The sequence below is a fragment of the Chitinophagaceae bacterium genome (assembly GCA_030053935.1).
Lineage (GTDB): Bacteria > Bacteroidota > Bacteroidia > Cytophagales > JASGCU01 > JASGCU01.
On the sequence record JASGCU010000013.1, the window covers coordinates 1 to 11832 of the forward strand.

9 protein-coding genes are annotated in these 11832 nt (G+C 30.5%); 5 read left to right on the forward strand and 4 right to left on the reverse strand.

Features of this window, described 5'->3' with window-relative positions; translation table 11 throughout:
* Positions 1-619 precede the first annotated feature (619 nt).
* From QM536_02800 to nusA, 5 genes are all read left to right on the forward strand, one after another.
* Positions 620-1456 carry a sterol desaturase family protein gene (locus tag QM536_02800; GenBank protein MDI9355937.1) on the forward strand — a complete coding sequence of 279 codons (837 nt, stop codon included), beginning with the start codon at positions 620-622 and terminating at the stop codon, positions 1454-1456.
* 61 nt (positions 1457-1517) lie between these two features.
* Positions 1518-3368, forward strand: a complete 1851-nt coding sequence (locus QM536_02805; protein ID MDI9355938.1) for a hypothetical protein — start codon at positions 1518-1520, stop codon at positions 3366-3368.
* 622 nt (positions 3369-3990) lie between these two features.
* The gene (locus tag QM536_02810; protein MDI9355939.1) at positions 3991-4548 is read left to right on the forward strand and encodes a hypothetical protein; all 558 of its coding nucleotides are present in this window, start codon (positions 3991-3993) and stop codon (positions 4546-4548) included.
* Between the two features lie 99 nt (positions 4549-4647).
* Complete coding sequence (locus tag QM536_02815) at positions 4648-5100, forward strand: hypothetical protein (protein MDI9355940.1); 453 nt, start codon at positions 4648-4650, stop codon at positions 5098-5100.
* 6 nt (positions 5101-5106) lie between these two features.
* Positions 5107-6390 (forward strand): transcription termination factor NusA, encoded by a 1284-nt coding sequence (gene nusA, locus QM536_02820; GenBank protein ID MDI9355941.1) that lies wholly within the window; start codon positions 5107-5109, stop codon positions 6388-6390.
* 26 nt (positions 6391-6416) lie between these two features.
* Here the strand turns inward: nusA and QM536_02825 are convergent, their stop codons facing one another.
* From QM536_02825 to QM536_02840, 4 genes are all read right to left on the reverse strand, one after another.
* A complete protein-coding gene (locus tag QM536_02825) occupies positions 6417-9068 on the reverse strand; it encodes a TonB-dependent receptor (protein MDI9355942.1) in 2652 nt (883 codons plus the stop codon).
* A 10-nt stretch (positions 9069-9078) separates the two neighbouring features.
* Positions 9079-9843, reverse strand: coding sequence for an enoyl-CoA hydratase-related protein (locus QM536_02830; GenBank protein ID MDI9355943.1), 765 nt, complete (start codon positions 9841-9843; stop codon positions 9079-9081).
* Positions 9844-10027: 184 nt separating this feature from the next.
* Positions 10028-11176, reverse strand: coding sequence for a class I SAM-dependent methyltransferase (locus QM536_02835; protein MDI9355944.1), 1149 nt, complete (start codon positions 11174-11176; stop codon positions 10028-10030).
* The coding region (locus QM536_02840) for a hypothetical protein (GenBank protein ID MDI9355945.1) at positions 11169-11832 on the reverse strand (664 nt) is incomplete at its 5' end. The genes QM536_02840 and QM536_02835, both read right to left, overlap by 8 nt.

Genomic DNA, 11832 nt, shown 5'->3' on the forward strand with positions numbered 1-11832 from the left:
ACGCACTCAACCCTTGGCAATACAGCAAGGGCTTTGGAATATTTTGAAAATGCATCAATATTATGGCAAGAGTTGGTAAAACAAGCCCCCGACTATGTGCAGTTTCAAAAGAATTTAGAGTGGGTGAGAAATGAGATGAATCGGTGTAAAGAAATGTTTTTTTAATGTATGTTAGTCATTCTAAGGGAACGGTTATTGTATTACTCGTAACCCTATTTTCTAATACCATTACAAGAATCATTCTTTGAAATAATAAGCAATTTTTCTGGCTCAAATCATTACAATTCTATACATGATCCACCTCCTTAGAAAACTCTCTCAGCATTTTTATGATAATGAAACAAATTGTCAAAAAAAATATTGTAAAATACTATGAAAAATAGTAATATTGAGTCCACTCCAAAAAGTCACTGTTACAGAAATATTGAGTTTAAAAATTAGTAGTAATCAAATTTTACAACATTATAACTATATTTAAAAGCAACTTTTCAGAGGGGACTCATTATAATTATAGAATTAAAATATATTTTGAAAACGAGAATAATTTATGTAAAAAATTATCTCATTTACATTGTAAATATTTATTAGATTTCATATAAACACATATACCACATCAAAAATGGAATATATAAAAAATTATTTCACTACTATTCCAAGTAGCCATAGAGCTGCAATCCTCATAGGTGGATTAGTATTTTTTTGGACATGGGAAACCATAATGCCCCTCTTTACAAATAAACAGAATCGCTACAAGCATTCATTCATAAATATATTTTTTACGTTTACAACTGTACTGATTAATTTTATGTTAGCATCTCTTATATTATGGACAAGTGATATGGTAGTAGCACATAAAATAGGCATCTTATACTATGTAGGAGAAATAAATATTTGGGTATTTACTTTGTCAGGGCTACTCTTATTGGACTTTATAGGAGCCTATGTCATACATTGGATGGAACATAAAGTAAAATGGATGTGGAAGTTTCACATGGTGCATCATTCAGATACCGCTGTAGATACTACTACCGCAAATCGTCACCATCCGGTTGAAAGTATCTTTCGGGCTGTTTTTACTGTACTTGCAGTTGCAATATCAGGAAGCCCTATGTGGTTAGTCATGTTATACCAAAGTTTAAGTGTCGTTTTTTCTCAGTTTAACCATGCAAACATAAAATTACATTCACTGTTAGATAGAGGTATCAGTTGGATTATTGTTTCTCCCAATATGCACAAAATACACCACCATTTTATGCGTCCCGAAACAGATTCTAATTATGGGAATATATTTTCACTGTGGGATAGGATATTCAAAACCTTTCATACTGCTAAGGTTGAAAATATACAATATGGATTAGATGTTTTGAAAGACGGTACCGATAATAATCTAAAATACCAAATAATACTTCCTTTAGATACAACAATTAAAACAGATTATAGAGATTCAAAAAAATAATGTTACGTTACTAAAAAAATATCATTACTTTCATAATAAAAACTCATCTACTAAAAAAACAATGAAATCTTTATTTATCATTCTGATATTAAGTTATCATAGTATTGACTCTTTTGGGCAAAGAGAATGCTCTCATAAAAAACATGAAAAAAAACCTAATTGGATAAACAGTCCAGATCTCTGGTCAAGTTTTATTTATATAAAAGGGTCTGCATCCGCAAAAAATAGAGAGAACAAAGAAGAAAGTGACTTTTTAGCATCTCTCAAAAATCAAGCAGAAGCAGAAATGGCAAAAAGTATCCAAGTAGATATAAATGTAAATACCGCTGTAGAAATAGGAAATATAAACGGACAATCTCAAGAGTTTATCCAACAAAAATCCTCTTCTTCCTCTCATATTTCCCTCAAAGGTCTCTGTATAGAAACCTATTACGATAAAAAAGAAAAATACGGATATGCTTTTGCTTATACCAGTAGAACTACCCAAATAGAAAGCAACAAGGCAGAACTGAAGAGGCATTTACAAGGATTACAAGACAAAATTACAAATATACCGATAGACGCCGATAAAGAAGTCATTCTTTCCCAATGGCTCGAAATATTAGAAACATTTCCTAATATTTTAAAAATAAAAGAAGTACTCATAAAATTAGACCATGAAGGAAATATTGAAAAAAACGACCCCGAAGCAAAAGAACTATTCATCACCACTGATAAACTCTTTCAACAAACAAAACAAACCATCTTATCCACACAACAGTCCATAGAAGGAGAAAAAAAAATAAGTAGCATCAATACTCGTAAATCCAAAATTGAAAACCTTTTCAATGCCATTCAAGAAAAAATAAAAAACGCAGAAACAAATAGAGATACCGATAAAAATATACTCATTGAAAACTACTACCAAGCATCTTTTATCTATAACGATATACAAACTCTTCAAACTGAAATCCATGCAATAGATCCATATACCCTCACACATAACAAAGAAATACAAACACTCTTTCAAAATATAGAAGCAAAAAACAAGGAAGTAAACAATGCTATTACAAATATCACTAAAAATGAATTCTATGATATAAATAGCATAAGCACTCTCATCGCGTACCAAATAAAAGCTAAAACAAACATATCTCCGGGTAAAGAATTTTTACTTAAATACTTTACATTAGAAGACCAAAGGATGACATCTGCTTTCTCTGATAAACTCTTCCTCCATCTAAAACCAAAACTCAGCAGTATAAATAATCTATCTATTCTCAATCTAAATGTACAAACTAAACTTTCACCACATTATATTTCAGGATATTATATAGAAGAACATGATAAATTAGTAATATTTACATCTATCCACAGTGAAAATAAAGTACTCGCAACGGTAGAAACAAACATATCCAAACAATATTTGGAAAATAATAAACTTGCATATAAACCCGATAACTACCAAACTGCTAAAAAAAGCAGCACAGAATTAGAAACAGGTATAGAAAATACAGGAGACTTGATATTAGACGTTTCTACTAACAAAGGAGACGACGCTCTCCTCTTCAAAGAAGGTGAAAAGATGACCATATCTGTGAGTGCAAATAAAAAATGTTTTATCCGAATCATATATGAGATGGCAGATAAAACAAAAGTTCTCTTATTAGATAACTTTGAGTACGACAAAATGGGAGATTGGTATAAAATACCATACGATTTTGTATGTGCCACACCTTTTGGAACAGAAACAATGCTTGTTTTTGCAAAAGCAGAAAAGTTTTATCCCCTTAACACTACACACCAAGACGGATATGAGTTTATAACCGATGGATTAGATATCAAGGAAATCCAAAAACAAGTGCGGGGATTCAAAAAAACAAACCAAGATTATTTTGAAACATTTATATCCGTTACTACTATTAAACAATAACCTATTGCCCTTGTTTTTTTGAGGTATCTATTCTAGTATTTCTGGATTCCAATGGAGTTATTTTAAAAACTACATTGACCCTATTAGAACCCCTACCCTACTGGAAATTATCTAATCATATTCAAAAAAATATTCACTACTCTTTCAAATCCTCGTTTTTCTTACTTATTTCATAAAACATCAAAAAAAAATAAGAAAAACATCTTTAAGAGATATTTTTACAAAAAAACAAAGAAAAAAATAATATTTTAAAAAAAAACGAAGTTCACACTGTTTTTTATCTCTATAAAACATAATTTTGTTAAATATCGAAAATAAAAAGTAATTTTACTAAAAAAGAAACAGCAAATAAATACATATACTTCCAAAGAAGAAAAAATAAAAACAAAAGAATCCACTCCAAAAACTCTTTTTTACAAAAATATTGAGTTAAAAAATTACTAGTAATCAAATAATTACGAAATTATAAGGGTATAAAAAGTAAATTTTTATAGTGGACTCAAAAAATAAAAAGATATTTTTTTTGGAAAAATGTAAAAAAAATGTATCTTTATGAATTGAATAAAATTGTCAAGATTTTATATATATATATATCAATTAATTAATTAAACAATTACAACAAATGAGTAAATTAAATTTTAGTTCGTTACTGGCTCTGCCCGTAATTTTATTTTTAAGTGTTTTATTAATCTCTTGTGATCCAACACCACCCGTTGAATGTGACCACAAAGCTACTGTAGGGGCATCGTTAAATAAAACCTATACTGTTACTGGAGTAACAGCTACAGGAGATGCTGGTGGTGCAACTACAGGAGCAGCAGCTGTTTGGAATGCTACAGCAGCAACAGGTTCACTCACAATTACTCTCGCTGCAACTGCAGGAGATAGTGATCCAAACTGTGGTTATTCAGGTAGCTTCACCGTAGCAGGAAGACCATCCGCAACAGGAGTTGATGCAAAGTATATTGATGCTGTGTTACCTGCTTCAGGTACCTATACAACATCTAATGTTACTGGTACTAATGCTACTGTTACTGTAGGTGGAAAATCATACACATTAACAGTTTCAGGTACTAGTACTACTGTAACACTTGTAGTTACTGTGGCTGCGGTTACATCTGCTTCTAACAGAGAGAATGTAGTAGCGGGTACTTGGACATTTACTCTTGCTCCTAAGTAAAAAGGAGAATAAGTAAATAAATAGAAAACAACAATGAAGAAGGGGACTCTAAAAAGTCCCCTTTTTATATTGTAAAAAAGCATATAAACAAGAAATATTATGATTCCTTTAGATGCAATAAAAGAATTTACAAAAGAAATAATACGAGAGACAGATATTTTTATAATAGATATAATAACAAGTGGTGCAAACAATACTCCTAAAATAACTCTTTTATTAGAAACAGAAAGAGGAATAACCATAGATGAATGTGCCTTTGTAAATAAGAAGATATTGCATTATATAGATACCCATTATCCTAATGAGACATATACATTAGAGGTTTCTTCTCCGGGAATAGATTATCCGATACAATTTTTAGTGCAATATAAAAGAAATAGAGGGAGAAACATAGAAGTCCTACTTCGTGATGAGACAAAATACAGAGGAAAACTCCTATCTGTTGATGAAACAAGTATAGACATGCTTACCGCAAAAGAAAAAAATAAAACAGAAACAGAAATAAAAATATTACTTACAGATATTTATCAAGCAAAAAATATTATAACATAAACAACAATGGATAGCACATTATTAATAGAATCACTTACGGACTTTGCAAAAGTAAAAAGAATAGACAAGGGAGCAATTTTAGAAATATTAGAAGAAGTAATTAGAACTTTTATTCGTAAAAAATATAGAGTACAGAAGAATTTTGATGTGACAATTGACGCAGAAAAAGGGGAAATACGTATTATTCAAAACAGAGAAGTTATAGATGATAATTCTGAAGATATATGGGATAATGATAAAATAAGTTTATCCGAGGCAAAAAAAATAGATCCTGATTTTGAAATAGGACATGTAATAGCAAAAGAAATTAATGTAGATGATTTATTTGGGAGAAAAGCAGTAGGTGGAGTAAAACAATTCATTTTAGACAAAGTAAAAGATATAGAAAAACGCATTCTCTACAAAAAATATAAAGAGAGAGTAGGTGAAATAATAACTTGTAGTGTTCATCAAGTATTCAAAAAAGCATTACTTTTAAAAGATATAGAAGGAAATGAACTAACACTGCCTCAATCAGAACTCATACCAAAGGATCGGTTTAGAAAAGGAGATAATGTAAAAGCAGTTGTTCATATAGTAGAAATGGCAGAAGATGGTTCTCTTAAAATTACTCTATCTCGTACTTCTCCCCTATTTTTACAAAGGTTATTAGAAAATGAAGTTCCTGAATTATATGATGGACTCATTCTCATAAAAAAAATAGTGAGGGAGCCCGGAGAAAAAGCAAAAGTAGCCGTAGAATCTTACGATGAAAGAATAGATCCGGTGGGTGCTTGCGTAGGAGTAAGAGGTGTGAGGGTAAATAATGTAACAAAAGAATTACAATATGAAAATATTGATTTAGTTCATTATACAGAAAATTTAGAATTATACGTAAGTAGAGCCATAAACCCTGCAAAAGTCCTCACTACTAAAATAGATACAGATAAAAATAGAATTATTATCACTCTTAAACCTGACCAGGTATCACTCGCTATTGGTAAAGGAGGAAATAATATAAAGCTTGCGAGTAAATTAGTTGGTTATGAAATAGAAATATATAGAGATAGTGAATATATTCAAAATACAGAAGAAGATGTTGACCTCAATGAGTTTACTGATGAAATTGAAGAATGGATAATTACTGAATTTAAAAAAATAGGACTCGATACCGCTAAAAGTGTTTTAAGTCATTCAGTAGAAGATCTTGCGAGAAGAACAGATTTAGAGGAAGAAACCATAAAAGATGTCTTGGATATATTAACAAAAGAATTTGAAACCACAGAAAAAGAGTCAAAACGAACAGAATAAACGTTACATCTGTTATATTTGTTATTTTAAAATGTAAAACTATACGTAACAGAAGGTATTATAGTTCCTAATACGGAATATTGTATGAAATCTATATTTCCTATACTACTGTTCTGTCGAAAAGTATAAGCAAAAGCATTTTTACGTGCATATACATTATATATAGAAAAAGTCCATACTCCTGTTCCTCTTTTCCATAGTTTTTTTTTTTGTATTAATGTCATGGAAACATCTAATCTGTGATAATCACTTATTCGAGATTTATTCCTGACATTATAATAAGGAATAGTAAATCCGTCAATAGCATATTTTATCTCGGGGAAAGAAAAAGGTAACCCAGTAGCGTAGATAAATGCAGAAGAAAAAGAAATTCTTTTATTCATATTATAAATGCCAGTTATAGAAAACTGATGTGTTCTGTCATTATTAGAAGGAAAATATTCTCCATTATTGATATTTTGTTCTAAAAATGGAGATACTGTCTTTACCTCTGCTCTTGAAAGAGTATAACTCGCCCATCCTGAAAAAGATCCTCTCTTTTTTTTTATAAAAAATTCTATCCCCTTGATACTTTCTTTGTATGGAATGACTAATGTTTCCACATTTGTAAAAAATATATCAGATGTATTTTTGTAAATATTTCCATTTTCGTTCCATTTTTGATACAATTCTATAGAGCATTCTATCAAATCATTTTTGAGAGATTTATAAACACCAAAAGAAATCATATCTTGCTTCTGAGGAAGTATATGGATGTCGCTCATTTTCCATATATCTGAAGGAAAAGGAGTAATAGAGCTGGTAATACGGTCTATGTATTGGACAGTCTTATTATAACTACTTTTGAAAGAAATCACATTATTGATTGTATATTCTAAAGATATACGTGGTTCTAAATTTTGGTAATAATTTACTATTTCTAATCTTTTATATTCTTGGACATCTGTGACCGTCTCTTTTGATTTTGGTTCATCTTCTTTGTAAATATTGACAGATGCTCCTCCTACTTTCAAAAAATGTGACCATCTTAATCCCGCATAAAAAGAAAATCTACCGCCAATTTTTTGAGTAATGTCAAAATATAAGGAGGGTTCTATTCCATTTTCTGTCAAAATATTAATGCTTTCTAATGTGGTGTTTTCTTTAAAAAAAGTTCTATTAAAAGGTTGTATCCTGTGAAAAATTACAGAATATCCGAACTGAGTCGTTGTCCAACGAGCAATATTTGTAGAAAAATCGGACTTTACAAGCACATTTATAATTTCATTTTTATCGGTATATTTAATAATTCCTGAGTTATTTTCTTTCTTATATGTATAATCGCTCAATGAAATAGAATGATTAGAAAAGAGATGTTTGTTTAAAATACTATTCCATCGAAAAGTAATTGCTAAATTTCCCCATTGGTTAAAATAATCACTTCCTAAGGTGTTAAAATCGTTTCCATAATATCCTGAAATATATATTTTATTGTGAGGAGTTATTTCAAAATTACTTTTCCAGTTTATATCTACAAAAGAAAATCTATTTGTTAACGAGGTATTACCAAAATTTAAGTTTATGGGAAATAAAGTTCCTCTTGCTGAAAAAATAAACGAACCTTTTTTTTTGATAAAAGGACCTTCTGTGAGAAAATTTGCTAATCCTAATCCTAATTTTCCTGAAAATTTCCATCTTTCTTTACTTCCTTCTCTTTGCTTAATGTGAATAGCAGAAGCAATACGTCCTCCATCAGAAGCAGGCAGAGTCCCTTTAAATAGTTCTACATCATTTACCATTTCATAAGGAAAAACTGATATAAGTCCAAAGTAATGAGAACTATTAAAAATAATCGCTTCGTCTAATACAACCAGGTTTTGATTAGAAGAAGCACCTCTTACATTGATTCCTGTAGCTATTTCACCAATTGTAGAAATCCCAGGCATTAAAAGTAATCCTTGAATAATATCTTTTTCTCCCAAAAAATAGGGAATATTGCCAAATGTATTTATTCCTATTCTGTTATAACCTAAATAGGGACTGGTGATAAAAGTATTTTCTTCTTTTGGTTGTATAAGGATATCATTTAAAACCTGAGTAGTCGGAATAAGTTCAAAATTTCGAGTCATATTCTTATCTATTTTGAGAAGAATTTCTTGAGATTCAAAACCAATATAAGAAACTTTCACTTTGTAAACCCCAGGTGGGATTAAAAGTGAGTAAAAAGCATAATTATTAGTAGAGGCACCATGGCTCAGTTCTTCTACGGAAACAGAAGCACCTATAAGATGTTCTAAACTTCCTTTTTCTTGTACTATTCCTGAGAGTGTGACATTTTTTTTTGTGGTATCTTTGAGGAAGAGAATATGTTTTCCACGAAGAGTGTATTTTATTTTTTCTGTTTGTTTCAGCATTTCTAAAATATTTTTTACGGAGATGTTTTCACTTGCAAAAATAAGTATCTTTCTCGCATCAAAAATATTATCTCTATAAGAAGGTATATAAGAAGTGTTATTTTTCAAAATATATAATATCTCATACACAGGGATTTCTTTGTATGGAAGGGTTACATAAGTATTTTCTAAACTTTGTGAGAATAAAGGGAAGGAAAATATGTAAAAAAAAAGTATTTTTTTTTTTGCATTACCAAAAGAAAAAGGCACATTTTGAATATATTTTGAGAAAAAAAATCCATACATAGCAGAATATTTATTTTCCCAAAAAAACAGGTTTTCTTTTTTCTAAAAAAGCATTTACTCCTTCTATAAAATCATTGGTTTCACAACATTTTTCAAAACATTCTAGCTCTGTTTCGTATCCATCGGGAGATGTAAAATAAGATTGAACGGCTTTAAGAGAAGCAGTAACTGCTGTTGGGGATTTATTTACAATATTTGAAAGAATCTGGTGGCATTTATCAAGCAAAGAATCAGCAGGAACTACGTGATTTACTAATTTAAGAAAGAGTGCTTCTTTTGCATCAATACTTTCTCCTGTAAGAATGAGTTCTAATGCTTTTGATTTTCCTATAAGTCTAGTGAGTCGTTGCGTTCCTCCGTATCCAGGTATGATTCCAAGTTTAATTTCGGGCTGTCCAAACTTCGCATTTTCTGACGCTACAATGATATGACAAGACATTGCTAATTCGCATCCTCCACCAAAGGCAAAACCATTTACCGCTGCTATTATAGGTTTTTCACAGTCCTCTATAAGTTGGAATATTTTTTGTCCTTTTCTTGCTAATGCTCTCCCTGCTATCGCTTTAAACTCTTGAATATCTGCTCCTGCGACAAAAGATTTTTCTCCCGCACCTGTAATAATAACGCCTCTCACCAGTGTATCTGAATAAATATTTTGTATAATTTCTTCCAGTTCTTGTAATGTAGATTGATTGAGAGCGTTTAATTTATCGGGTCTGTTAATAGTTATGACCCTTATATTTTCTATATCTTTTAATAATATATTGGTATACATATTTGTTTGAGAGTGGTTAATGAGTGTTTGTAATAAAATTTTTAATTTTTAAATTCGATTCAATTTTTTTTGGAGTATTTTTTTGTAATAAAAGAGGGTGTCCGAAATTCATTTTTAATATGTTTGTAATTTTGTAACCTGTAATTTAAATATTTTTCAGTGTCATCCTTGTAAAATTTTTATCTCAAAAAAAGTGTGTTTTATAAATATCCTCTCTAAAATAATCGGGCAGAACACTGTTCTCTAAACTTTTTTGAGAGAATAAATATCGCCCATCGCAAATAAACCCTAATTCAAACCAATTAACAGAGTTTAGTTTTTCAGAAAGTATTCTTTCGTCTGCTTTTGGATTGTTTGGGAATATTGCTAATACAGAGCCGTCATAGTTTTTACATTCGTGAACGAAAAATGGGTGCTTTGTTCTTGTCTTGGAATTGACATAAATTCTTTTCTTATCGCTCATGCAATGGATACGTCCCCATTGCCACCAGTTTGTTTCGTCAAATGGTCTGATTCCTCTTTGTAATAAAACCTCTTTATGTTTTTCTAAATAATCATGCTTAATATTAAAAATCATTTTCTTTGTTTGACCTGTTTTGCATGTAGAAGAACAAACAAAGTGAGCATTACCATACTCATCATTTGTGAAAATTTTGTCATTTCCGCTCACCGCACCGACTTTGACTGAAAACACATCATGGAATTGTAAGGGATAATACATATCTGTAAATAACAATTGCCCGTTACAAAAAATAAACTCTTTTGTTACATTTGTTTTGCGTGAAAAATTTCCTTTCTCAAAACGCCAAATAATACAATTTGGATTGAAACCATTAAAAACTCTCTTGTCACCCAAATCAATTATGTCCGTAAAAGTCCCGTTTTTATAAATAAATTCATTGAGTTTGATGCTCGAAGTCGCTTTGAGAAAATCTCTTGGAGTAATAAAAATCAGTTCTCCTTTATCGCTCAAATGATGGATACATTTTTCAATGAAAAACAAATACAGGTTTGTCCGCTCACCAAATAAATTTGATTTTATTTTTTGCTTTGTGTGGGGTAGAATATCTTGATAACGAACATAAGGTGGATTGCCAATAATAGTATCAAATGTATGAGAAATGGGATAATCAAAAAAATCCATGTGGAGCGAATGCCTACCGCAATGTATTGTGTCCAATTCTATACCTATGCAGCCAGGGATATTTTTTACAAAAGCACCGTCCCCGCTTGATGGCTCTAGAACCTTCCCAAAATTCTTTCTTAATTGCAACATTTCTGCTACAATAGATGGAGGAGTGAAAACCTGTCCTAATTGCTCTACATTATACATATTCGGGAAAATATTTTTTGAAGTTGAAATAAATCTCTGAACGCAATTTTATAGATTCACCAAAAGTAGATAAAATAAATTCGGCGGCTTTTGGGAATGAGCGATTTTTATATTCCTTATTGTCATCCCATTTGCATTGAAACGGTAAATTATTGCCGTTTGGTTGCAGTTTCTGTAGTCCCTTGAGCGTATTTACAAAAATGTTAGCAGGGTTTTGCTTATTGAAAATAAGAAAATAATAGTCCTTATTTTTATCTATTCCAATATTTTCTTTTAACTTTTCAAAATAATGTAACCAGCGAATTTCATTGGGAAAATCGGGTAACATTCCCGTCAAAGCATAGTAAATTCCTAATTTGCAATTTAAGTTATCAGCGTGAGTTGTGTCAGTAACTTTTATATTGACGGGATAAAATTCTTTTTTGTCTTCTCTTGCAAAGTCATACCAAGCACGATGTTTGAGTAAGTGAATATCAAACTTTTTTTGAATTTTTTTTATGAGTTCGTCTTCATTGATGGAAGCGTTTATTCGTCCGTCTACATATTGTTGAGAAAGTTGGATATTTCGTTTTTGCAGATGTTCTGCAATATGGGTCAATATTTTTGGAATAGGCATATTATAAAGGATTTTTGAATTTGTAAGATTATTATTGTTT

Excerpts from the sequence above, each read along its gene's own strand:
- QM536_02800 (MDI9355937.1), top strand. The coding sequence starts at position 620 with ATGGAATATATAAAAAATTATTTCACTACTATTCCAAGTAGCCATAGA.
- QM536_02805 (MDI9355938.1), top strand. The coding sequence starts at position 1,518 with ATGAAATCTTTATTTATCATTCTGATATTAAGTTATCATAGTATTGAC.
- QM536_02810 (MDI9355939.1), top strand. The coding sequence starts at position 3,991 with ATGAGTAAATTAAATTTTAGTTCGTTACTGGCTCTGCCCGTAATTTTA.
- QM536_02815 (MDI9355940.1), top strand. The coding sequence starts at position 4,648 with ATGATTCCTTTAGATGCAATAAAAGAATTTACAAAAGAAATAATACGA.
- nusA (MDI9355941.1), top strand. The coding sequence starts at position 5,107 with ATGGATAGCACATTATTAATAGAATCACTTACGGACTTTGCAAAAGTA.
- QM536_02825 (MDI9355942.1), bottom strand. The coding sequence starts at position 9,068 with ATGTATGGATTTTTTTTCTCAAAATATATTCAAAATGTGCCTTTTTCT.
- QM536_02830 (MDI9355943.1), bottom strand. The coding sequence starts at position 9,843 with ATGTATACCAATATATTATTAAAAGATATAGAAAATATAAGGGTCATA.
- QM536_02835 (MDI9355944.1), bottom strand. The coding sequence starts at position 11,176 with ATGTATAATGTAGAGCAATTAGGACAGGTTTTCACTCCTCCATCTATT.